This is a genomic window from Flavobacterium cupreum (assembly GCF_003996965.1).
GTDB lineage: Bacteria > Bacteroidota > Bacteroidia > Flavobacteriales > Flavobacteriaceae > Flavobacterium > Flavobacterium cupreum.
On record NZ_QWDM01000010.1, the window covers coordinates 1 to 23,439 of the forward strand.

The following is a 23,439-nucleotide window of genomic DNA, read 5'->3' on the forward strand; positions in this document are numbered from 1 at the left end:
TAGTTGTTAAGGCATAATTGCCGACAACAAAATAATGTAAAGTAAAATAGAATACACATTGTGTAGCTACAGCTAAAAGAACAGATTGACACAGACTATTTTACATAATCTTTTACTTTCCATAACCGTTGCCCAATGCTCCTGCGGTTTCGTACAAAATACCCTCGCCACCGCCTACGATAGCATCAAAAAAATTAAAGGCTTCACGGTTTTGTACAATGTGGTAATCTTTACCGACTACACCCAATACGGCATTATTATCGGTGCGTATGTTGGCGAAATAGTTAGGAACTTCCAATTCGTTACTGCCTATCTCTATACCGTTTGCCGTTTCTATAATGCCCGAACCTTTGGTAATTAGGGGAGATTTTACGACTTCGTAATCTAAACCTGCGTGTTTGATAGCTTCCTCGCTTGTTGGGTATTGCTCCACGATTTGCCCCAAACCGTGCCATGCCTTTTGTTGTACGCTAAAAAATGAATAACGTCCTGTTCTCTCGTTGAAATTAATGTTATGTGACATAATAAAATGATTTAAAAAGTTTGAAAATTGTTTGAATAATCGTTGTTAAAATGGGAGGTCTTCCGCTGTTCCTTGTACTGTAACTTTGTTGTTTTCGACTTGTGCAGTAGCCTGTACGCTTTCTATTTTTCTGCTACCTCCGTGTAGTTTAATTTGCGAAGTATGGAAATTGAGTCCTGCTCTTGCTTCTCCATCATTGCCTGTCCACGCTCTTGTACTTACTCTGCCCGATAGTTCAACCAAAGTGCCTTTGGTAAGTAGCTTGGCTACGTTTGGGGTAATCCAATAGGAGCAGTCGAAAAAGGTCGCTTGCTCTATGCGTTCGCCCTGCTGGTTACGGTAGCTGTCGTTGGTTGCTACTGAAAAATTTACGACTTGTTTGTTCTGTGACGTTGTGCGTACTTCCGCATCTCTTGTCAGTCTTCCTGTGATGTTCATGATTTTTGATTTTTACATTATTAAATTCCTGTTTGATTTTTTTGATTTAATTTATTCGGAAATGAGAGGAGGTGCTGAAGTTTCGTTTCCCTTTTTTACCATTTTCAATGCTATATTTTTTCATTTCTGACATTTTTTTTATTCGTCTAAAGAGCCGGAGTATGCTTTGTTTCGTTTCACGAGCATAAAAGGTTCGTGTTTAGGAGGAACAAGTTTTTGTCAAAAAAATACAACCTGAATAGGTGGAGATTTTTTTGCAAACCCGAAGGGCTTGACCTTGTTCCTGCGTTAAGAACACGGAAATTCCTTTGCTCTTGAAATGAGAAGAACATCATACTGGCTTCCTGGTTAAAAACTTATGTGGAAGCCAATGGAAAAGGCATTTGGCAAATGGTCTATGTGATTAGAAAATAGGCATTTATCTATCAGAATTTTTAATCATTTTAAGTATTTGTGGCTATGAAAGCCACCAAAAGAGTATTGGAAAATATTGTGGGGGATTTGCTCGGAATTTTTCAATATGCTTTTCAGTATTTTACAACCAAAGCTCTTTTATGGAAAGGGTATAGTGCGGGAGGTAAATGTGCTTTGGGTATAAGAAGTGTGGACATAAAAAAAGCAGAACCTTTAAGTTCTGCTTCTAAAATCTCACCCAAAAGACTATAAAATTATTAAAGAGTAAGTTCTTTTTCAGTAGCTATAAATGCAAGTTCCATAGATTGAAATTTACTTGACACCAAATCCATATCCTTACTGATTTTCTGACTCGTAATTTTTGCATAAATCTGAGTTGTGGAAATGTCTTTATGCCCCATCATTTTGCTAAGACTTTCAAGAGGAACTCCTTCTGTTAGAAACATAGTACCGAAAGTATGTCTGGCTGTATGGAAGCCGATTTTGTGTTCAGGAAAAATCTCTGCCTGTTCAATAATCTTGCGGATGTGGGTATTGCAAGTAGGGTTAGAAGGTGTCGGAAAAACAAGTTCATTCCGCATAACACCCACGTATTTATCAATTATTCTTTTAGGTATTTCAAGCAAGCGTACATTTGATGCATTATCTGTTTTTTTACGTCTGCTGATAATCCATTGATGACCGTCAAAGAATGACTGTATATTGCTTCGCTTTAACTTCTTAATATCTGAATATGATAAACCGGTAAAGCAACTGAACACAAATAAATCCCGGACTAACTCAAACCTTTTATTTGCATTATGAACCAAAATCTTCTCAACATCTTCTTTAAGCAGATAGCCACGGTCTTTTTCATTCATCCTAATCTCGTAATCTTCGAAAGGATTTTTTCTGATTAGTCCTTTCTTAATAGCAAGCTGTACCATTCGGATGACTGGCATTGTATAAACACATACTGTATTATGAGTACATTCCTTATCTACACGCAGAAAGAAGTCGAACTCACGAATAAAATCTGGGTTAAGTTCACGAAATGCCATATCTTCTTGATAATACCTTTCTTTTATAAAATCACAAAGATGTTTGTACACAATAATGTATTTTCTGTAAGTGTTTTTAGCACGTTCACCTTTTGAAACCAACCTCTCAAATTCTTCATTATGCTTTTTGAAGACTTTTAGGAGAGAGTCTTCCATAACTCCAATACCAAGGAAAGTGTTTTTTAATTTAATGGCGGTTGCAAAACCTTCATCTTTCATTATTTCGTCATAATGATGGTCTATACGTAATCTTATTTTATCTAATTTAATGTTGATTGCCAATGCTTGGGCACTCTTGCCCAAAAGCCTACCGTGTTTTAAATCCCAAGTATTAGGATTTATCTCTAATTTGGTGCTAAAACAGGCTGGCTTACTGTCTATGGTGATACGCCCCATAATTGCAACTGTTCCATTCTTCTTCGGTTCATTTTTCTTTAGGTAGTAAAGTAATTTGAACGTGGACTTTTTTGTCTTCTCCATAACTCAAAAATTTAATGTTTAAAATTAACTTTCATTGAGTTACAAGTAAATATGAAAAATAACGCAAATAACTGAAATATAGCTATTTAAAACTACTACGCTAAGCCGTAATCAGTAACGATTTAGTAACCTAACTTTGTCGTTTCAATCCCAAAAACTAAAGTACACAACCTTCCAACTTTAGAACACCATTTTATAAACCACTTTATAGTAACGGTTTTCACCGTTTTACCTATTTTTGCTTTTTATTAATTCTTTTAAAGAAAAAACAAAAAGGATTTCCACTGCTATCCCTCATGCGATTCAGTGGAATTAAGAGATTTCAACTCATTTGTGTCTTTGCGAGGAACGAAGCAATCTCACTTGCTGAATCAAGTGAATTTCGCAGCAAACTTTTCATTGCCTACATCTCCTTCAATTGCTCCAGATAATCCCGCTGATTCGAAAGCCTCGGGATTTTATGCTGCCCGCCCAGTTTATCCCTTTCTTTAAGCCAGTCATAAAATAAATTTTCTCTGGCCACATTAATCACCAAAGGGTTTAAAGTCATGTTGTTGTGGCGTTTGGCTTCATAATCGGAGTTTAAAGTCTGTAGTGTTTCATCCAGGACTTTCTGGAAAAGACCAACATCAGCCGGTTTTTTCTTGAATTCAATCATCCATTCGTGAGCGCCTTTTTCTTTGTCCTGCATAAAAATAGGAGCAACGGTATAATCGATCACTTCGGTCTGTGTAAGCTCGCAGGCTTTGGCAATGGCCTGATCGGTATTTTCGACCATTAATTCTTCTCCAAAAACATTAATATGATGTTTGGTTCTTCCCGTTACGCGAATTCTGTAAGGGTTTAAAGAGGTAAAACGAACCGTATCGCCAATTAAATAGCGCCACAAACCGGAATTAGTAGTAATGACAATAGCATAGTTTTTATTCAGTTCAACATCAGCCAGACGAATTACTTTCTGGCTGGGCGTTCCAAAAGTATCCATTGGAATAAATTCGTAAAAAATTCCATAATCCAGCATCAATAATAAATCACTTGAGTTATTCATATCCTGAATGGCAAAAAAGCCTTCTGAGGCATTGTATATTTCGTAATATTTGAAATCTTTGCTGGGTAATATTTTCTTATATTGTTCTTTGTAGGGAGAAAAACTAACGCCTCCGTGAAAGTAAACTTCAAGATTGGGCCAGATTTCAAGTAAACTTTCTTTTCCGGTGTTTTCCAGTACTTTATTCATCAGTACCAACATCCAGGAAGGAACTCCGGCAAAGCTGGTTACATTTTCATTTTTTGTTTCATTGATAATAGCCGCAATTTTAGCTTCCCACTCACTCATCAACGAGGTTTTGCTGCTTGGTGTACTGCTGAATTCAGCCCAGATAGGCATATTTTCAATCAAAATGGCTGAAAGATCCCCGAAAAAGGTATTGTTGTTTTCGTAAATCTGAGAACTTCCGCCTAAACGAAGGCTTTTTCCCAAAAACAATTCAGAATCTTCATTGTTGTTCAGGTAGAGGCAAAGTAAATCTTTACTTCCCTTATAATGGCAATCTTCAAGCGCCTCGGTGCTTACCGGTATAAATTTACTTTTGGCATTGGTAGTCCCGCTTGATTTGGCAAACCATTTGATCGGAGTTTCCCAAAAAACGGCCTGTTCGCCCTGACGTGTTCGCTCAATCAGAGGCTGTAATTCTTCATAAGTGGCAATAGGCACCCGTTCCGTAAAAGTCTGATACGAGTTAATGGATGAAAATTCATATTGTTTCCCAATGACGGTATTTTCAGAAGCTGTAATTAAATTATGCAGCAATTCTTCCTGAACTTCATTCGGATATTTTAGAAAGAGCTCTATTTGATGAATTCTTTGTTTGAGAACCCAGGATGCAAACGAGTTTATTATGGATAAGGGCATGGGAATTTTAGATTTTAGATTTTAGAATTTCCGGTTTCGGATTAAAAAGCAGGAGATTTAAAATTTGAATATCGATATACAAATACTAACTTTGTCGTTATATCAAAAATAGTGTTTTTTTGCAAAAAACAATTTATTTAAGGGAAAGATTACGTTTCATAATTTAAAGCTTCGAAATAAAATCCAATCAGAAATAGTAATCTGAAATTTAAAACCAACAATCTGAAAATCTCATGACATACCAAGGAGTACTTACAAAAATGCAGACAGAAATGGGAAATCCAATTCAGTATTACCTCGTTTTTGAAGATAGTTTTCTCAATATGAATCAATTATTGAATAAAGAAATTGAGATCAATTTTATGGGGTACCAATGTTTGAATTGTTCCAAGAAGAAAAAAATATTCAGACAGGGTTTTTGTTATGATTGCTTCTATTCAAGCCCTGCAGTTGGGGACTGGATTATGAGACCCGAATTGAGTACCGCCCATTTAGGCATTGCAGACCGTGATTTAGAATTTGAACAAAAAGTACAATTGCAGCCTCATATTGTATATTTAGCGGCAGCAAGTGAAATAAAAGTTGGGGTAACCCGTAAAACGCAGGTTCCGACACGCTGGATTGATCAGGGCGCCAGTCAGGCCATCGCGATTGTTGAGGTTCCGAACCGCTATCTGGCAGGAATCGCTGAGGTAGCATTAAAAAGTCATTATACCGATAAAACCAACTGGCGAAAAATGCTTCAGAACGCAACAGAGACCTTTGATTTAATCAAAGAAAAGGAAAAAGTCGAAAGTTTAATTCCGGCCGAAGCAAGAGACTATTTTTACAGTGAGAAGAATGATTTGTATGAATTGCAGTATCCCGTTTTAAATTTTCCGCCAAAAGTAGCAAGTTTAAATTTAGACAAAACAGCTTCGTTTCAGGGGAAACTCATCGGAATAAAAGGGCAATATCTGATTTTTGAAAATGGTACTGTTTTTAATGTCCGCAGCTCTGAAGGATATGTGGTGACGATAGATGTTTAACGGAGTTGCAGTTTTTTAATGTCTTTATTTTCTTGATATTACACGTTTTAACCTTGTTGTAAACATGTAAAAGTTGATACATTTGATTACAATTTTATAATAATTACTTATTAGAACATTTTACTTTTAGGAAGTAAAAGAAGTTAGATTTGAAGAGATTCTGATGATAACTTTTTGACTTTAAAAAAAGACAAATTTTATAATTCGTAAATTATTACAAATGGGTGTATTAGCTACAGTAAATGTTTTTAGAAGGCGCATAATGCGCGGCCTGACTAAAAATATAGGGAAATCAAAAAGAAATTTGGACATTCTCTTAGTTGATAAAGCAGAAATCAAAAGAGTTTTAATCTGCAGGCCTAATGCAAGGCTGGGTAATCTTTTGTTGGTTAGTCCGCTTGTTCAGGAAGTTTCAGAAATGTTTCCAAATTGTAAAATTGATTTGTTTGTAAAAGGACCGCTGGCACCTATTATCTACGAAAATTATGATACTGTCTACAAAACAATTCATTTGCCTAAAAAACCCTTTAAGAATTTACTGGAATATATTAAGGTGTGGATTTCTATAAGAAGACAGCCTTATGACATGGCCATCAATGTTGATCAAAATTCTTCTTCAGGCCGGTTAGCCATTATCTTTTCCAGAGCGAAATACAAATTTTATGGTGATTTAAGTGATCAGCATCAGCAAACCAAAAGCGACTACGACCATATTGCCAAATATCCCGTTTACAATTTCAGAAATTATCTGACCAAATTAGGATTAGCCAAAAGCAACAAAATAATCGCTCCTTTAGATCTCAAATTAAGTTCCTCTGAATTCGAAGAGGGAAAAAGGATTCTGGATAAAGTAACTGGAAATGGCTTAAGAAGAACAATTTGTTTGTTTACCTATGCCACAGGAACCAAATGCTTAGCGGAAGTATGGTGGGAAGATTTCTATAAGGCACTAAAAAAGGAATATCCGGAATACAATATAATTGAAGTTTTACCTATCGAAAATGTATCGCAAATTGCGTTTCAGGCTCCCACGTTTTATAGTAAAGATATTAGGGAAATAGGATCACTGATAGCCAATACGGATGTTTTTATAGGAGCCGACAGCGGAATGATGCATTTGGCCAGCTCGGTTCAGACTCCGACGGTAGGTTTGTTTTCGGTCTCGGAACTTAAAAAATACGAACCCTATGATAATTGCAGTATTGGGGTTAATGTTCTCAAGTATTCCAAAAAAGATTATTTCAAAGTACTCAATAAAATACTGAATAACGGAAAACTGAAAATATATTCAAGAGCAGTTTAAAATAAAAAAAGGTCAATCTGTTAAGATTGACCTTTTTACTTTAGTGTAATTTATTATTTTTTCTTTTTAAACAAACCGTTCAGTAAATCGCTTGCTTTTTTGGTAGCTTCCTGAGTGTTTTTTTCTTTCTCAGTTGCTGCCGCTTTTGTGGTATCTTTTGCTTTAGTGTTTTTGTTAATTAAATCCGTAAGGGCAGAAGCACCTTTTTGAGTTAATTTCTGTTTTTGCTGATTCACTAACTGCGTTGTTAAACTGCTAACGGCACTTTTCATATCCGTTGAAATTTTCGGATTGGAAAAATTACCCGTAATCATTGCGTTGACCGGAATGTTGTCCAGTTTTGCAGCATCTGCAGGAGACATTTTGGCAATTAATGCATTGGCCTCAGTTCCTAAATATTTAGCCGGAACATCTAATTTTAAGTTGTAATTCATCGTTTGGTCAAAACCATGTGTTCCGCCCACTGTAATTTTAATGTCCTGGTATTTGATGTCAAATGGTTTTACATTTACTTTTCCGTTATCAAAAGTCAATGCCATTTTCAAATCATTTAAGTTCAGTTTGCTGGCATCAAGGAATTTAATATTGGAAGTCAACGAATTCAATACAGTCGAATTCTTACTGTTTAAAGTAGTCGAAAGCAACTGTCCGAGTAAATCTCCCGAAAGTGATTTTAAATCCGGAGTTAATTCTTTGGCATCTAAATTTCCGTTCAGTTTGATAGTCGAATTCAATTTACCGTTGATGATTCCCGCCAACGGTGCAATTTTTTTCATCATATCCAGCTGTGTAAAAGTCTGCGCGATATCTACCTGATTGAAGCCTAAATTCATGTTAAAGGTGGGCACTTTTTCTTTTGTGGAAACCGTTCCTGTTAACCCAATGGATCCTCCGAAAATAGAAGTTTTAAAGTTCTCTAAAGTTGCTTTTTCATCTTTAACAATTAATTTTCCGGAGACATCTTTTAGTTTTAAATTATCATACAAAACAGTGGTTGCCTTTGCATTGATGGTACAATTCAAAAATGCCGGAATCTTCATTGCTTCCGATGGTTTTGCCGCTGTTTTAGTCGTAGCAGGTTCGCCTGAAGTCATAAAATCATCAACCGCCAGTTGGTTCGAGCTCATGTTGAAGTTTCCTTTAAGTTCCTGTTTTTTGAACATGAAACCGTAGAAATTCTCCAGAACACCATTAATGCTGATATCACTTTTTCCAGTGGTAGCATCAAATCGTTTCAGGTTGATTGTGCTTGGGTCAAATTGCACCAAAGCCGTGCTGATGTTCATTGATTTGTTGTTTTCATCCGTGTATTTAAACCCTGACAAACTCATCGTTCCGGCATTCTTAATGTTTTCATACTGGCTTTTTTCCACAGAAGCCATGTCAAAATTTGTTGTCACATCGGCTTTCAGGATACCGGCCAAAGGCTTGTCAAGTTTGATCGGGTACGCTTTGGAAAGATTAGCCAGATTGATTGTTCCTTTTAAGGCGGCGTCTACAATTGGATTTACGGTGATGTTTTTCACATTCGCCTTTGCGCTGAAAACATCCTGATCAATTCTGAAAGAGAGTTTGTCTAAATTAACGTAGGTGTCATTCAGAATACCGGTTTCATTTATGATTTTAGTGTCAATTACAATATTCTGAACAGACTTAGGCAGGTTCGGATATTGAAAAGAAGCATTGTTGGAGGCAATGGCAATGTTGAATTTCGGTACAGTAGTATCGGTTAATTCTCCCTTTGCAAAACCTGTTACGGTAAAATCACCTGTAGTTTTTACACCGTCTAAACCTGAAGCATAAGCAGAAGGAATTAATCCCAGGAAATTGGTAAAGGACGAAGTTGGTGTTTTAAATTTCAAATCATAAATCTGTCCTTTTTCAACCATCTGAATAAATCCGTCAAATTCTAAGGGTAACTGGTTGATTAAGGCTTTGTTTTCTTTAAAAGTATATTTGTTTTTTTCCAGATCAATTCCCAGGACAGCATCTAAAGTCAGGGATATATTTTTCATGTAATTGATCTTGTCCATATCCAAAGAAACTTTAGCCGTAGATTTGGTCGTTAAATCAAGTTTTGAATTGGTAAAATCCCCGGTTCCTTCGTGATTTAAACTGTCAATAACCATTCTGATTTTAGAACCCTGATCGATATATCTGAAAGTGAAATTCTCAATTTTATAATTTTGAATTTTTAAAGCAAGCGGTTTGCTGGCTTCTTCTTTTTCTGTTTTTTCTTTGTCCTTCAGTGCAATGTCAAAGTTTCCTACGCCATCTTTATTAAAAATAATATTGATCAGACCATTTTCAGAGCTTATTCCCTGAATGTTCAGTGGTTCGTCTTTTCCTTTAAAAAGTTCTTTGATACTCATATTTAGGTTTAATTTACCTAACGAAACCAAAGTATCTCCTTCAAAAGGCGCTTTGTTGATAATGACTAATTTGTCAATACCCACCGTAGCATTTGGAAAGTCTTTAAACAAACTTAAATCGGCATCTGCAAAACTCACTTTAGCATCTACACTTTCGTTAATAGCTTCTGAAATTTTCGCTTTTATCTGATCCTTAAAAAAATAAGGAATGGCGAAGAGCGCGGCAATAAATACCACGAGAATAATGGCTGTGATTTTTAAAATTTTCTTTAACATAATTAATTATAGATTTGAGGATTAAGGTTCTTAATTGGAATGCTATTCCTGCAAAAATAGACTTTTATAGTGTAGTTTATTTTAAAATTAGTATAAAAAACAATAGCCTGCCTTAGATCGAATTTCGATTAGGGCAAGCTATCAAAAAAAAATAAATTAATTTTCTATGTTTTTAAAACTTTATGAAAGAGCGGCTTTTTTATTTTTTACGGGTTTTTAATTTTTGGCTAAAATAGGGGAGATTACAGGTTACGGATGTTAAGCGGGAATTAACTTTTGGTTAATTAAAATGAAAAATCCGCATGAGAAACGACTCAGACGGATTTAGTTATATGTTTTTTATTTTTTATTGAATGTTTAATCCGAAAGGCAGCATCGCCTGAACTCCTTTTTGTTTTTGAAATCTTTTCACCTGTTCGATAATCATGTAATTTTCTTCACCGATTTCTTCCTTGATAAAAGCCTCTTTGGATTTTGCAAAAGGTAAATTTGATAACAGATCATCAAATGACTTTTCGTATTCCGGGTAATTCTGTGTACTGTACGATTTTATTTTGGCGATTCTGGCAGCTTCTGCAATAGCATCATTCAGTCCGCCGATTTTATCTACCAGACCAATTTTTATAGCTTCAGAACCGGACCATACTCTTCCTTGTGCAATGGCATCAACCTGGGCAAAAGTCATTTTTCGGCCTTCGGCTACATGCGTTACAAAAGTTTTATAAATATTTTCTACGCCTTCTAAGGTAAAGGCTTTGAATTTTTCGTCAATTGGTACAAAAGGACTGTAGTTGGCTGAATTTTCGTGTGTTTTTACCTGTTCGGTATTGATGCCCAGTTTATTTGCCAGCGGACTGAAATTCGGCAAAATTCCGAAAACCCCGATCGAACCTGTGATGGTATTTCTTTCTGCGAAAATGGTATTGGCATTACACGCAATATAATACCCGCCCGAAGCAGCATAATTACCCATAGAAACAACAACAGGTTTCACTTTCTTGGTGATTTCAATTTCTCTCCAGATCAGATCAGAAGTCAGTGCGCTTCCGCCCGGGCTGTCGATTCTTAAAACAATAGCCTTTACATCTTCGTTTTTTCGTGCTTCCTGCAAAGAACGACGCATGGCACCTTCACCAATTACAGTAACGTCACCTTCACCACTCTGAATTTCACCCTGAGCGTAAATGATGGCAATCTGATCACTTGACGTGTTTGTCAGTGCTGTGGTTATATTATTTTGAGTATAATCTAAAATTGAAATTTTATGGTACTCCTCATCGTCTGCCACTTTTAGTTTCTTTTTGATGGCGTTATGATAAACATCCTCATAAGCAACGATATCTACCAGATGCTGTGCTTTTGCCATTTCAGGAGTTCTGGCTAACAATCCGTCTGCGATTTCGTTTAGTCTGGCTAAAGGAATATTTCGGCTTTTTGAAATATCACTTGTAATAGTGGACCAGATCGAATTTAAAAGAGCGGTGACCTGTTCTCTGTTGGCGTCACTCATTTTATTTTCCAAAAAGGGCTCAACGGCACTTTTGTATTTTCCATGACGAATCACCTCCATGTGAATGCCCGATTTGTCCTGAAAATCTTTAAAGAACATAACTTCAGACGAAAGACCTTTGAAATCAAGATCTCCGGCAGGGTTTAAATAAACAGTATTGGCAACAGAGTTCAAATAATATTCTTTTTGCGAATACGTATTGGCGTAAGCCCACACAAATTTCCCTGACTTTTTGAATTTTTCAAGCGCGTTTCTTAAATCTTTATATTGCGCCAGTCCTAACGATGACTGATCATTTAAGATGGAGATTCCTTTAATATTACTATCCGTTTCGGAAGCTTCAATCGCATGGATCACATCGGTTAAACCAACTCCTTTCGGGTCTGAAAAAACCGTTACCAAAGGATCCTTATATTTTCCGGCATAATCATTTTTAATTTTTTTCAGGTCTAATTCGATCACAGAATCCGCTTTAACGGAAACAGTGTCGTCTCCTCCAAAAATAGTACCGATAAGAATTACTCCGAAAAAGAATAACATAATGAATACAAAAATACCAATCACTGTGGCAACTACATTTCCTAGAAATTTCATAAATATATTTTTTTAATAAGTATTAAAAAAGGCGGGTTTGTTACAAATATAATTGAAATATCATATTTATTCTTCTGATAAACAAGTTTGTTTTTGGAATATACTGCTTTTTTAAAACCAATTTAAGCTGAAAAATACTATTTTTAGTCCATATAAAACTCCCTGATGAAAAAATATCTTAGTTTCTTACTGCTCCTGTTATCCCTTACCGGATTTTCTCAGAATTTAGAATTCCTGGTGCTGGATGAAATTACAAAACAGCCCATCGAAAATGTAAGCCTCTTTTATTCCAAATTAAACGAAGGGACTTTTACGAACACAGAAGGTAAAGCAGTCCTGAAAGAGAACAAGGTAGCGCTTTTGATTTCAAATCCCGGGTATCAGGATATCATTTTAAATCCGGATCAACTGAAAAAATCAAATACTGTTTTTATGAATCCTCAGGCAGTAGAACTCGATGAAGTAATTGTAAATTCCTTTGACCTGAAAAAAGCACTGCAGTATGTTTCGGATAATTACAATAAATTATATGTTTCGACTGCATTTGAAAAAGAATGTAATTTCAAGGAAACCCTTTCCGTAGAAAATAAATTAAAAAGACTAATTCTGACCAAAGTCAACTGGTGGGGGAAAAGTTACGAACTGAAAAAAAATTATGACGAGCTTAAATTAAGATTAGGTGCTGTTGAATATTCCAAAAACAGGGCACTCGATATTTTAGTAGACTCGCCGGAAGAAAATTTGCCTTCAGGTACAGGTTTTATAGAAACTAAGTCTTTAATATCGGTGCTGTATTTAAATGTATTTATTAAAAATTTCCTGGTCTCTTTAAATCAGTTCAATAGCAATGTTGAAAAGTCTTCTGCAAATGAAATCATAGTTTCTTTTGAAACAGAATGGGTAAAGAATAAAGATGTTGAAAGCCGTTCAGTCGGTAAAATTGTGTTTGATAAGCAGTCAAAAGCTATTGTTGAATTTGTGAATGAAATTGAATTCAAAAACAGGATTGTTAAAAAAACAACAAGCATTACCAAAAAAGAATACTCCTATGAAACACTGAAGAATAGCACAAAACATGATTTTTATAAAAACAATGACAATCTCTGGAGCTTGAAAAGTTTTTTTGTTACGGCAGATCTTTATATTGATTATGATAAAAAAAGATACTTTACCTCTTTTGAAAACTCGATCTATGTATTAAAGGAATCCCGCGTCAATAAAGTTAATAATGAAGGGCTCATAAATCTGGAAAAGCCAATCTATCAGAGTCTTCCTTCCAATACAATTGCCGGTAATAATTCTATCCTGTTAACAGAAAAGGAAAAAGAATTTATAGACAAGAATTAATTTATCTTAGTTGGGAAGAGATCCGGTGAAATAATGTAATTAATTCTAAAATAGTTTTAGTTAATTTGCATTTATTATGAAATCACAGCATCAGGTCGTATTAGCAATAGGCAGTAATCAGGGAAATCGGTTAGCAAACATCGAAAGTTGTATACAACTTATACATCAGGAAGTGGGAACTGTAATTAAGGTTTCAAAGCTTTACGAAACGCCTGCCTGGGGTTTTGAAAGTGATGCATTTTATAACTGTGCGCTTCTTATACACACCAGTTCTTCAGCGCAAAAAATCCTTACTCAGGTTTTAAAAATCGAAAAACAATTAGGACGAATCCGCCTCAATCAGGAAGGCTATCAATCCCGTCTCATTGATGTTGATCTGATTGTTTTTGATCATGAAGTCATTAAATCGGAGAAACTTGAAGTGCCGCATCCCTTAATGCAGAACAGAAAATTTGTATTATTGCCGATGCAGGATTTAAAATTAGACTGGAAACATCCTGTACTTCAAAAAACAATAGCCGAGCTACTGGCAATTACACCCGATGATAGTCTTTGTACGGTTGTGCAGGATTTGAAAAATCCGTTGCAGGACATTCCGCTCGAGAAGTTCAATTATATCGCCTTTGAAGGGAATATAGGCGCCGGGAAAACGACCCTGGCACATAAAATTGCAGAAGATTTTAATGCGAAAACCGTTTTGGAACGCTTTGCAGACAATCCGTTTTTACCTAAATTCTATAAAGATCAGAACCGGTATGCCTTTCCGCTGGAAATGTCTTTTCTGGCCGACAGATACCAGCAATTATCAGACGATTTAGCGCAGTTTGATTTGTTTAAAGATTTTATAGTCGCCGATTATCATATTTTCAAATCATTGATCTTTGCCAAAATCACCCTGGCCGAAGATGAATATCGTTTGTACAGAAACCTGTTTGATATTATTTATAAAGAAATGCAAAAGCCTGATTTGTATGTTTATTTATATCAAAATACAACAAGATTGTTAGAGAACATTAAACGACGCGGCCGTGCTTACGAACAGAATATTGAAGCAGAATATTTAGATAAAATCAATGTTGGGTATCTGGATTACATCAAATCACAAACCGATCTCAATGTTTTGATTATTGACGTTTCTGACCGTGATTTTGTCAAAAAACATGAAGATTATCTTTTCATACTGGATGAAATTAAAAAGAAAATGGCGTAATTGATTTTTATCTTTTCAATGTAAAATGACCTCTAATAACAGGTTTCGTATTGTCTATTTTTAAGGCATACCAATAATCGGAAGCAGGAAGCGGAATGCTGTTGAAATTTCCATCCCAGCTCATTTTCGAGGCGTTTAATTCGGTCAGGAGCTTTCCGTACCGGTCAAAAATGGTCACTTTCGCCTGAGGATAGTTTTCTATTCCGTTTACTTCCCAGACATCATTAAAAGTATCATTATTTGGAGTGAAAAAAGCGGGAAAAACCAGAATAATAAAATCTTGTGTAGTTCCCTCGCAGCCGTTTTTCTCTTTGATATAAGCCCTTTGTAGACCCGCAGGGATATCATAAAAAGTATTGGAATCCTGAAAATTAAACCCGTCAACAGAATATTCATAATACTCTTCTTCTCTGGTCAGATAAATAGTAGCAGTAGTTCCGTTTGTCTCTATACGGTCAATTTTTGGGATCAGGTGTTCCTGTACTGTTATTGTCTTTGTACTTGGGCAGCTTTGAGGGGCTGGACTCTTCACTTCAACCGTGTAAGTTCCGCCTGTAGTTGCTTTGATGGTCTGGGTTGTGGCGCCGGTAGACCATGCATAGTCCATTCCGGCAATTCCTGCATCCAGAACGACCTCGCGACCCTGGCACAACGGAATATCTTTCTCATCTGTAACCGCAGGAGGGGTGTAAATAACAATGTCAACAGGAATACGCGTACTATTTATACAGCCGTTGTTTGAAGCTTCAGCATAATACGTAGTGTTTGCTGTAATAGCGGGTGTGGAAAAGGTATTGCCTGTCCCTATACTGGAGTTTGCAGTAGCAGTTGTAAACCAGCTTATGGTACCAATATTAGAGCTGGCTTGTAAAGTGACACTCCCAGGCCCACATCTGGCTACAATTGGATCAGTAGTGGTTGGGATATCCGGAGTCGGGTTAACGGTAACCGTAACGGCTTTTCTTTTGGTTTCGCAACCCGGATCAGCATAATAAGTTTTCGTTGTATTTAGGATTGGAGTCGTAAAACTGCTTCCGGTACCTAGTGATGTTCCGCCTGTGGGTACATCGAACCAATTAATTATTATCCCTGTTGTGGGTGCTGTAGTAATCGTAAAAGTTCCGGAATCGCAGATGGGCTGAGGGATAACAGGCTGAACTTCCGGAATAGTAATTTTGGTACTGGCCGCAATTTGTAAAGGCAGTTCCCCCGGCATTCCGCCATATTCCACCACAAATCCTTTGGGTTGATAGGGGTCACCGGAATTTAATGAGCCTGTATTTGATAAATCATTCCAGGAGCCTCTTATGCCAATTCCGGGTTGCGTTATATGGGCATAGTCTTCGTCTCCCTGATTGTTGGGTTCGCCATTATTCCAAAAAGTATACGTCATTAGGTTACCTGCCTCAGGACCGGTAACCCATTTCCAGTTGCCTTCGGTTTCGGCATCGCTGCCGCCAATCCAGCCTGTTCCCGAGGCCTGCTCTCCAATTAATTGCGCCTCGTCAGCAGATAAAATAGTGGCTAAATATCCTTTAAGGCCATAATAAGTACTGGCTTCAGCGGCTGTTTTTGCAGCAGTCCAGGTAATACCAATACTGGGAATAAATAAATAATAATGTTGTGTCGAAGGGAGGTAATTGGCTTGCCCTATGGTAATCGAAAAAGTTCGGGTTCCGGAAGCTGTCGCTGATGAATTTGAAAAAACAACATCTCTTACAGCGGCTTCAAGCTCCGAATATAAAACGTCAGCTCCGGTCGGACTTGATAATTTTAATTTTCCTGCAGTAGCATCCCAGCTTGTTATAATGGACGGATGAGATGCCGGATTTGAAAGTTCAAGTTGGTCTAAACCACTGGAATATCCGGAAGAAATCTGAATATAAAGCGCTTGAGTTCCTGTTTCAGCAGCATCGTGACTTATCGTTATGCTGGTAACAATGTTTAACGTGGTTTGCGGACAGTAGATCTGATTTCCTGATGCAACAAGAACTGGCGGGTCAATGGCCGCCAACTTTTTTTTTGCAGATTTTACAGTGTCATTTGCGGCATGTGCGACATTTTTGTTAAAAACAGTGGCTTTTTCATGGGCTTGCACGGAATAAAAACTTAAAATAAAAAATATTATATATATTGTTGCAAAATTGATACTTTTCATTTTATAAAAGTATCAATTTTATAACGATAAAAAAATATATTTCTATTCAGGCCAGTTAAGCTTCTGAAACAAATCCCAAACTACAATTCCGGCACTTACGGAAATATTTAAGGAATGTTTGGTGCCCAGCTGCGGAATTTCGATACAGCCATCACAAAGGGCAACTGCTTCCTGAGCCACGCCGTACACTTCATTCCCAAAAACCAATGCGTATTTTTGATTTTTGGTTACTTTGAAGTCCTGCAGAAAAACAGCACTTTCTACTTGTTCAATCGCAAGTGTCAGGATGTTTTCTTTTTTAAGGTTTTCAATAACCTCCAAAACATTTTCGTGATGTTCCCAGGCTACAGTTTCGGTCGCGCCAAGGGCTGTTTTATGAATTTCTTTATTGGGAGGAGTAGCTGTAATCCCGCACAGGATTATTTTTTCAATCAGAAAAGCATCTGCAGTCCTGAATACGGATCCAATATTGTGTAAACTTCGAATGTCATCCAGCACTAAAATAAGAGGTGTTTTTTCGGATTCCTTAAAATCTTCAATCGATTTTCGGTCTAGTTCACTATTTTCAAGTTTTCTCATTTGGGTTGAATTCAGGTCATAAAAAAAGCTTCCAAAGATAAGGAAGCTTTTTCAATTATTTTAGATTGTTTTTCAGATTAGCTTTTTACAGGATCCGGTAAAACAGTACCTTTAATAGTAAGTACTTTTGTAGGTTGTCCTTCAGCGTTAGAAGTAACAGTTACCGTTTTTGTAAAAGCACCAACTCTGTCAGTAGCATATTTTACACCAATAATACCTTTAGCACCCGGAGCGATTGGCTCTTTTGGTGTAGTTGGTACAGTACAACCACAAGATCCCTGCGTATTAGTGATGATAAGTGGTTTAGTTCCGTTGTTTACAAAAACAAATTCACGTTTTCCGTCAGCATTGTGAGCGATAGTTCCGTAGTCAATTGTTTCAGTTTCAAAAGCCATTCCTGCTCCTTCAACTTTAGCTACTTTAGCCGCTTTAGAAGTTGCTTTTTTAGTACTTTGAGCATTAGAAGCTGTAATTCCAACTACAGCTAACATAGCGAATAAAATTATTTTTTTCATCTTTTATAGAGTCTTTTTTAATTATGAACAAATCTATATAAAATTCTTATATCTGTGCTTAAAAAAATCTTAAAATATTTTAATTTTTGTTGCCCTTCGATATTCCTTCAAAATATTATAAATTCGCTGTCATAATTTTTCATTTAAAATATAATAATTTGGCAGCGAAAGAGAAAGTGGTGAAGGAAACACCTTTAATGAAACAGTATAATGAAATCAAGAGAAAATATCCTGATGCATGTTTGCTTTTCAGAGTAGGTGATTTTTACGAAACCTTTGGAGAAGACGCCATCAGAGCTTCTAAAATTCTGGGAATCACATTGACAAAACGTGGTGCGGGTTCTGAAACCGAAACGGCTTTGGCCGGTTTTCCGCATCATTCAATTAATACGTATTTACCAAAATTAGTAAAGGCAGGACTTCGGGTGGCAATTTGTGATCAGCTTGAAGATCCGAAAATGACCAAAACAATCGTTAAGCGCGGGGTTACAGAATTGGTAACTCCGGGAGTTTCTTTAAATGATGAGGTTTTGCAGTCTAAGACAAATAACTTTCTGGCTTCTGTTTATTTTGCTAAAAATAATATAGGGATTTCCTTCCTCGATGTTTCCACGGGAGAGTTTTTAACCGCTCAGGGAAATGCGGAATATATTGATAAATTACTGCAGAACTTTAATCCGAGTGAAGTTCTGGTTCCGAAGAATAATAAAGGTGATTTCAAAGATGCTTTCGGTACTGATTTTCATAGTTTTTACCTGGAAGACTGGATTTACAAAGAAGATTATGCTTTAGAGATTTTGACCAAGCATTTTCAGACCGTTTCCCTAAAAGGATTTGGTGTAGAGGAACTGAAGGAAGGAGTTGTGGCTTCCGGGGCTATTTTGTATTATTTATCCGAGACACAGCACAATCGTGTCCAGCATATTACCGCCATTCAGCGTATTGCCGAAGATGCCTATGTCTGGATGGACCGTTTTACCATTCGAAATTTAGAATTGTATCACAGTTATAATCCAAATGCGGTTACACTTTTAGATGTAATTGACCGAACGCTTTCCCCGATGGGAGGACGTTTGTTAAAACGCTGGCTCGCTTTGCCGCTAAAAGAAAGTGCGAAAATAAAAAGCCGTCATGATGTAGTTTCCTATTTGAAATCAAATCCCGGGGTTTTACATACTATCCAATACCAGATCAAACAAATTTCAGATCTGGAACGATTGATTTCTAAAATTGCGACTGGAAAAATTTCACCCCGTGAGATTGTGTATCTGAAAGAATCTCTGGACGCTGTTATTCCAATAAAAACCCTGGCGCTCGAAAGTCCACAGGAAGCCGTAAAGGTAATTGGGGATAGTCTGCATGCCTGTGATTTGTTACGGGAGAAAATCAAAACAACGTTAAACCAGGACGCTCCGGTTGCGATTGCAAAAGGAAATGCCATTGCAAAAGGAATAAGCGAAGAATTAGATGATTTAAGGGCCATTTCGACCTCAGGAAAAGAATATTTGGAAGGAATTGAAAAAAGAGAGTCGGAGCGAACCGGAATATCTTCTTTGAAAATTTCATTTAATAACGTTTTTGGCTACTATATCGAAGTTCGGAATACCCATAAAGATAAGGTGCCAACAGAATGGATTCGTAAGCAGACGCTGGTAAACGCAGAACGTTATATTACGGAAGAATTAAAAGAATATGAAACCAAAATTTTAGGAGCTGAGGAGAAAATTTATAAAATTGAAACCGATCTTTTTGAACAACTAGTGGCCTGGATTGCTACTTACATCAAACCGGTTCAGATGAATGCTTATCTGGTAGCACAATTAGACTGCTTGTGTTCGTTTACGCAACTGGCTGTGGAAAATCAATATGTATGTCCGGAAATTGATGAAACTTTTGAACTGGAAATCAAAAACGGAAGGCATCCTGTAATTGAGAAACAGCTGCCTGTTGGCACACCTTATATTGCCAATGATGTTTTCCTGGACAGAGAAACGCAGCAGCTGATTATGATTACCGGACCCAATATGTCTGGGAAGTCGGCTATTTTGAGACAAACGGCCTTGATTGTCCTGTTAGCTCAGATGGGAAGTTTTGTTCCTGCTGACAGTGTTCGAATGGGAATCGTTGATAAAATCTTTACAAGGGTAGGCGCTTCAGATAATATTTCGATGGGAGAATCTACTTTTATGGTGGAAATGAACGAAACAGCTTCGATTCTGAACAATATCTCAGACCGAAGTCTGGTATTGCTGGATGAAATCGGAAGAGGGACCAGTACTTACGACGGAATATCGATTGCCTGGGCTATTGCCGAATTTTTACATGAGCATCCGTCAAAGCCAAAAACACTGTTTGCAACGCATTACCACGAGTTAAATGAAATGACCGAATCATTGCCGAGAATACAGAATTATAATGTAGCGGTAAAAGAATTAAAAGATAACGTTCTTTTTATCCGTAAGCTCGTAAAAGGAGGAAGTGCCCACAGTTTTGGAATTCATGTCGCAAAAATGGCCGGAATGCCACAAATTGTAATTTTAAAAGCACAGAAATTATTAAAGAAATTAGAGAAGAACCATTCAAGTGATGCCCTAAACGGAATAAAATCGGCTAATAATGAAATGCAAATGAGCTTCTTTAATCTGGATGATCCGCTGTTGGAAGAGATAAAAGAGGAGATCATGAGTCTTGATATAAATGCGATCACACCGGTTGAAGCGCTGATGAAGCTGAATGAGATCAAAAGAATGCTGGTAAAGAAATAATTTTCATATTTAAAGTTTAGGTTATCAGAAGGTTATAAAATAAGTGTAATTTTTTTTCAAAAAACGCTTGTATAACTCAATAAATGTCTTAAATTTGCAACCGCAATACAGAACAATTCAGGTGTTGCGGTTCTTACTAGAATTTGAAACGCGAAAATAGCTCAGTTGGTAGAGCGCGACCTTGCCAAGGTCGAGGTCGCGGGTTCGAGCCCCGTTTTTCGCTCAAAACCATATAATGCTCGGATGGTGAAATTGGTAGACACGCTGGACTTAAAATCCAGTGAACAGCAATGTTCGTGCGGGTTCAAGTCCCGCTCTGAGTACTAAAGCCTCTTCTTTTGAAGAGGCTTTTTTTATGACGTAAACTCACTGGTTAAATAAATTTACGAAGTAAATTTATTTAAGAAGAATCTAAGAATCTAAGAATCTAAGAATCTAAGAATCTAAGAATCTAAGAATCTAAGAATCTAAGAATCTAAGAATCTAAGAATCTAAGAATCTAAGAATCTAAGAATCTAAGAATCTAAGAATCTGCCCGATCGCTATCGGCTAAAATCAACAATATAAAATCAAAAATTCTAAATGGGCGCCTTTGTAATTAGTAAACGATTTAACGATGAATATAAATTTGTTTTTACTTCCAGGAAAGGAAAAGTGATCTTTACCAGTTTGAGTTATGAATTAAAGTTCGAATGCGAAGAAGATATTGAAAAGTTTAAATTGAGTATGGATCTGGCTAAGTTTTTAAAATTTAAGGGTTCTGGTGGAAAATACTTTTTTAAATTGATGCTGGGGGAGCTTCATTTCGCAACAAGCCGTAAATACACAACAGAGTTGCTTTTACAGAAAGGAATCAAAGAAATTGTTACGTATGCATCAAGTTCGGAGATTTTGGACTTCTCGTCCAGTGAGTCGATTTTTGAAGATGAAGAAGTGGTTGAAGATGAAATGGAATAAAAAAAGAAATTCCAATAAAAAAAATCCAAATTCCAATAGAGTGTAGTTGGTTGTTTTGTAAAAATAATAAGTTTAAAAATCCAAATTCCGGAAATACAATTTGTATTGTTGGAATTTGGATTTTTTTTATATTGGATTTTTTTAAACTATATTGGAATTTTTTAAATTTTGAGCAAAAAAAAACCATCTCTAGGATGGTTTTAAAATTTTTAGAACTTAGGTTCTAATTATTTTTTTACTTCTTCTACTTTAGCAGCAGCAGAGTCAACTTTAGCAGCAGCAGAATCAACAGTTGCAGCAGCAGAATCAACTACAGCAGCAGCAGAATCAACAGTAACTGCAGTAGAATCTACAGCTTCAGTAGCTGGAGCATCAGCTTTTTTACAAGATACAACAGTTAAAACAGCAACAACAGCTAAACTTAAAAATACTTTTTTCATCTTACTTAATTATAAAAGGTTAATTATTAATTCGTGGCAAAGATATAAATTTTTTAATATGTAAAATATTTTTTTATTTTTTTTTTAAAATATTTTCATTGCTCACGAATATCTTACTTATCAAACAATATGCCAAAATACTAAAATTATGTTATATTATTGTATTTTTTGTATAAATTATTTTTTGTTGAATATTCAATAAGAAAATTGGCCTTTTTGATTCTCTGACCAGTGGTTTGTTTTGCTTTTTATTAATTATTACGCAGGCTTTAAAAGCTTAAATAAGCTCATTTGAGCAACTTTTTTATTATTTACGACGCAAAACCTGTCTTTTGTTATTTCGAGTTGTTAAAAAACGGTTTTCATGATGGTGTTTGTTGCTCCTTTGTTGTTCTGAATAAATGACTCACAAATTTGAGATTTTTCCTTAAAAAATTTTTCATCTGAAATTAAGCGATCCAGATTTTGTCTGAGTTCTTCTTTGTTATTAATTACGATACAGCCTCCAAGTTTTACCAGTTGTACCGCTTCGGCAAAATTCGAGTAATTCGGGCCTATTATAATTGGAATCCCGAAAGTAGCAGGTTCTAAAATATTGTGGATACCCGGATTTCCAAATCCGCCTCCAACGTACGCTATCGTTCCGTAGCTATAGATTTTGGTCAGTAAGCCGACAGTATCAATGATAAATACATTATAATCAGATAAATCGGTATTTTCTTTTTCGGAAAATAAAATACTTGATTTCGTGATTTGGGATTTCAGACTTGCAATCTGATCTGTTTTTATATTATGCGGGGCAATAATAAATTTTATATGCTCCGGTGCCTGATTGATATATTCAGCCAGTAACACTTCGTCTTTGGGCCACGAACTGCCAATAACAATCGTGGTCTGGTTGTTTTTGAAGTTTTCAATAAAATCGAGCCTATTGTCTCTTTCCAAGATGGCATTGACACGATCGAAACGGGTATCGCCGGAAACAATTACATTTCGGAATCCAATCGCTTCAATTTTTTGTTTGGAACTTTCATTTTGTACAAAGAAATACGTGAAGGTTTTCAATGCTTTTCGGTAAAATCCGCCATACCACTTAAAAAACATCTGGTTATCCCTGAAAATTCCGGAAATTAAATATGTGGGTGTTTGGTTTTTTTTGAGCTCTTTTAAATAGTTAAGCCAAAACTCATATTTAATAAAAAACGCCAGTTCAGGATGCGCTAATTTTAGAAAACGTCTTGCGTTGCTTTTGGTGTCCAGAGGCAAGTATAAAGTGACATCGGCAACGGTATTGTTTTTACGTACTTCGTATCCTGAAGGGGAAAAAAAGGTAACAATGATCTTGTGTGAGGGATGTTTTTCTTTGATTTTTTCGATAACCGGTAAGCCTTGCTCATATTCTCCAAGAGAGGCGGCATGAAACCAGATGGTTTTGTCTGCAGGTTTTATTTTTTCTTCCAAAATGGTAAAAACATCTTTCCTTCCGTTGATAAAAAGCTTGATTTTCGGACTAAACAGTGCGACAATTTTAAGAAAAAAGGCAGCAAGGTAAACGGCTAAATTGTATAGAAAAAGCAT

Annotated in this window: 17 protein-coding genes, 2 tRNA genes and 1 pseudogene; 9 read left to right on the forward strand and 11 right to left on the reverse strand. The window is 36.3% G+C overall.

The genetic code is table 11. The features are described 5' to 3' along the window. Positions 1-124: 124 nt before the first annotated feature. Positions 125-523 (reverse strand): annotated as a pseudogene (locus tag D0817_RS15555) (DUF932 domain-containing protein); the annotation flags it as partial. A gap of 45 nt (positions 524-568) precedes the next feature. Next, positions 569-961, reverse strand: coding sequence for a single-stranded DNA-binding protein (locus D0817_RS15560; protein ID WP_127339306.1), 393 nt, complete (start codon positions 959-961; stop codon positions 569-571). A 459-nt stretch (positions 962-1,420) separates the two neighbouring features. Between D0817_RS15560 and D0817_RS15565 the strand changes: the two genes are divergently transcribed. After that, positions 1,421-1,627 carry a hypothetical protein gene (locus D0817_RS15565; protein ID WP_127339307.1) on the forward strand — a complete coding sequence of 69 codons (207 nt, stop codon included), beginning with the start codon at positions 1,421-1,423 and terminating at the stop codon, positions 1,625-1,627. 5 nt (positions 1,628-1,632) lie between these two features. Here D0817_RS15565 and D0817_RS15570 read toward each other — a convergent pair whose 3' ends face one another. Both D0817_RS15570 and D0817_RS15575 read right to left on the reverse strand, forming a co-directional pair. After that, complete coding sequence (locus D0817_RS15570) at positions 1,633-2,895, reverse strand: site-specific integrase (RefSeq protein ID WP_127339308.1); 1,263 nt, start codon at positions 2,893-2,895, stop codon at positions 1,633-1,635. Between the two features lie 403 nt (positions 2,896-3,298). Then, positions 3,299-4,807, reverse strand: coding sequence for a GH3 auxin-responsive promoter family protein (locus D0817_RS15575; protein ID WP_127339309.1), 1,509 nt, complete (start codon positions 4,805-4,807; stop codon positions 3,299-3,301). A 233-nt stretch (positions 4,808-5,040) separates the two neighbouring features. On the opposite strand from D0817_RS15575, the gene D0817_RS15580 reads away from it, so the two are divergent. Beyond that, on the forward strand, positions 5,041-5,835 hold the full coding sequence (locus tag D0817_RS15580) for a DUF2797 domain-containing protein (protein WP_127339310.1): 795 nt from the start codon (positions 5,041-5,043) through the stop codon (positions 5,833-5,835). Positions 5,836-6,055: 220 nt separating this feature from the next. Next, complete coding sequence (locus D0817_RS15585) at positions 6,056-7,138, forward strand: glycosyltransferase family 9 protein (protein WP_127339311.1); 1,083 nt, start codon at positions 6,056-6,058, stop codon at positions 7,136-7,138. Between the two features lie 53 nt (positions 7,139-7,191). Here D0817_RS15585 and D0817_RS15590 read toward each other — a convergent pair whose 3' ends face one another. Together D0817_RS15590 and sppA are read right to left on the reverse strand one after the other, a co-directional pair. Next, positions 7,192-9,786 (reverse strand): AsmA-like C-terminal region-containing protein, encoded by a 2,595-nt coding sequence (locus tag D0817_RS15590; protein WP_127339312.1) that lies wholly within the window; start codon positions 9,784-9,786, stop codon positions 7,192-7,194. A 346-nt stretch (positions 9,787-10,132) separates the two neighbouring features. Next, entirely contained in the window at positions 10,133-11,890 is a 1,758-nt protein-coding gene (sppA, locus tag D0817_RS15595; protein WP_127339313.1) for a signal peptide peptidase SppA, read from the reverse strand. A gap of 165 nt (positions 11,891-12,055) precedes the next feature. Here sppA and D0817_RS15600 point away from each other — a divergent pair, with 165 nt between their 5' ends. Both D0817_RS15600 and folK read left to right on the forward strand, forming a co-directional pair. Then, positions 12,056-13,237, forward strand: coding sequence for a peptidase associated/transthyretin-like domain-containing protein (locus D0817_RS15600; RefSeq protein ID WP_127339314.1), 1,182 nt, complete (start codon positions 12,056-12,058; stop codon positions 13,235-13,237). Positions 13,238-13,313: 76 nt separating this feature from the next. Beyond that, positions 13,314-14,447, forward strand: a complete 1,134-nt coding sequence (folK, locus tag D0817_RS15605) for a 2-amino-4-hydroxy-6-hydroxymethyldihydropteridine diphosphokinase (RefSeq protein ID WP_127339315.1) — start codon at positions 13,314-13,316, stop codon at positions 14,445-14,447. A gap of 7 nt (positions 14,448-14,454) precedes the next feature. Here the strand turns inward: folK and D0817_RS15610 are convergent, their stop codons facing one another. The 3 genes from D0817_RS15610 to D0817_RS15620 form a co-directional block, all read right to left on the reverse strand. After that, complete coding sequence (locus tag D0817_RS15610) at positions 14,455-16,605, reverse strand: Ig-like domain-containing protein (protein WP_127339316.1); 2,151 nt, start codon at positions 16,603-16,605, stop codon at positions 14,455-14,457. A gap of 42 nt (positions 16,606-16,647) precedes the next feature. After that, positions 16,648-17,184 carry an RNA methyltransferase gene (locus D0817_RS15615; protein WP_127339317.1) on the reverse strand — a complete coding sequence of 179 codons (537 nt, stop codon included), beginning with the start codon at positions 17,182-17,184 and terminating at the stop codon, positions 16,648-16,650. A 77-nt stretch (positions 17,185-17,261) separates the two neighbouring features. After that, positions 17,262-17,699 (reverse strand): DUF1573 domain-containing protein, encoded by a 438-nt coding sequence (locus D0817_RS15620; protein WP_127339318.1) that lies wholly within the window; start codon positions 17,697-17,699, stop codon positions 17,262-17,264. A 158-nt stretch (positions 17,700-17,857) separates the two neighbouring features. Between D0817_RS15620 and mutS the strand changes: the two genes are divergently transcribed. From mutS to D0817_RS15640, 4 genes are all read left to right on the forward strand, one after another. Further along, the gene (gene mutS / locus D0817_RS15625) at positions 17,858-20,464 is read left to right on the forward strand and encodes a DNA mismatch repair protein MutS (RefSeq protein ID WP_167470949.1); all 2,607 of its coding nucleotides are present in this window, start codon (positions 17,858-17,860) and stop codon (positions 20,462-20,464) included. 150 nt (positions 20,465-20,614) lie between these two features. After that, a tRNA-Gly gene (locus D0817_RS15630) sits at positions 20,615-20,687 on the forward strand. 14 nt (positions 20,688-20,701) lie between these two features. After that, a tRNA-Leu gene (locus D0817_RS15635) sits at positions 20,702-20,787 on the forward strand. A 259-nt stretch (positions 20,788-21,046) separates the two neighbouring features. Further along, the gene (locus D0817_RS15640; protein ID WP_127339319.1) at positions 21,047-21,421 is read left to right on the forward strand and encodes a DUF1508 domain-containing protein; all 375 of its coding nucleotides are present in this window, start codon (positions 21,047-21,049) and stop codon (positions 21,419-21,421) included. Between the two features lie 227 nt (positions 21,422-21,648). Here D0817_RS15640 and D0817_RS15645 read toward each other — a convergent pair whose 3' ends face one another. Together D0817_RS15645 and D0817_RS15650 are read right to left on the reverse strand one after the other, a co-directional pair. After that, positions 21,649-21,861 (reverse strand): PG1828 family lipoprotein, encoded by a 213-nt coding sequence (locus D0817_RS15645; RefSeq protein WP_127339320.1) that lies wholly within the window; start codon positions 21,859-21,861, stop codon positions 21,649-21,651. Between the two features lie 348 nt (positions 21,862-22,209). After that, complete coding sequence (locus D0817_RS15650) at positions 22,210-23,439, reverse strand: 3-deoxy-D-manno-octulosonic acid transferase (protein ID WP_127339321.1); 1,230 nt, start codon at positions 23,437-23,439, stop codon at positions 22,210-22,212.

What these genes read in the sequence shown, in the direction of transcription:
- D0817_RS15560 (WP_127339306.1), bottom strand. Translation starts at nt 961, where the DNA reads ATGAACATCACAGGAAGACTGACAAGAGATGCGGAAGTACGCACAACG.
- D0817_RS15565 (WP_127339307.1), top strand. Translation starts at nt 1,421, where the DNA reads ATGAAAGCCACCAAAAGAGTATTGGAAAATATTGTGGGGGATTTGCTC.
- D0817_RS15570 (WP_127339308.1), bottom strand. Translation starts at nt 2,895, where the DNA reads ATGGAGAAGACAAAAAAGTCCACGTTCAAATTACTTTACTACCTAAAG.
- D0817_RS15575 (WP_127339309.1), bottom strand. Translation starts at nt 4,807, where the DNA reads ATGCCCTTATCCATAATAAACTCGTTTGCATCCTGGGTTCTCAAACAA.
- D0817_RS15580 (WP_127339310.1), top strand. Translation starts at nt 5,041, where the DNA reads ATGACATACCAAGGAGTACTTACAAAAATGCAGACAGAAATGGGAAAT.
- D0817_RS15585 (WP_127339311.1), top strand. Translation starts at nt 6,056, where the DNA reads ATGGGTGTATTAGCTACAGTAAATGTTTTTAGAAGGCGCATAATGCGC.
- D0817_RS15590 (WP_127339312.1), bottom strand. Translation starts at nt 9,786, where the DNA reads ATGTTAAAGAAAATTTTAAAAATCACAGCCATTATTCTCGTGGTATTT.
- sppA (WP_127339313.1), bottom strand. Translation starts at nt 11,890, where the DNA reads ATGAAATTTCTAGGAAATGTAGTTGCCACAGTGATTGGTATTTTTGTA.
- D0817_RS15600 (WP_127339314.1), top strand. Translation starts at nt 12,056, where the DNA reads ATGAAAAAATATCTTAGTTTCTTACTGCTCCTGTTATCCCTTACCGGA.
- folK (WP_127339315.1), top strand. Translation starts at nt 13,314, where the DNA reads ATGAAATCACAGCATCAGGTCGTATTAGCAATAGGCAGTAATCAGGGA.
- D0817_RS15610 (WP_127339316.1), bottom strand. Translation starts at nt 16,605, where the DNA reads ATGAAAAGTATCAATTTTGCAACAATATATATAATATTTTTTATTTTA.
- D0817_RS15615 (WP_127339317.1), bottom strand. Translation starts at nt 17,184, where the DNA reads ATGAGAAAACTTGAAAATAGTGAACTAGACCGAAAATCGATTGAAGAT.
- D0817_RS15620 (WP_127339318.1), bottom strand. Translation starts at nt 17,699, where the DNA reads ATGAAAAAAATAATTTTATTCGCTATGTTAGCTGTAGTTGGAATTACA.
- D0817_RS15640 (WP_127339319.1), top strand. Translation starts at nt 21,047, where the DNA reads ATGGGCGCCTTTGTAATTAGTAAACGATTTAACGATGAATATAAATTT.
- D0817_RS15645 (WP_127339320.1), bottom strand. Translation starts at nt 21,861, where the DNA reads ATGAAAAAAGTATTTTTAAGTTTAGCTGTTGTTGCTGTTTTAACTGTT.
- D0817_RS15650 (WP_127339321.1), bottom strand. Translation starts at nt 23,439, where the DNA reads ATGCTTTTTCTATACAATTTAGCCGTTTACCTTGCTGCCTTTTTTCTT.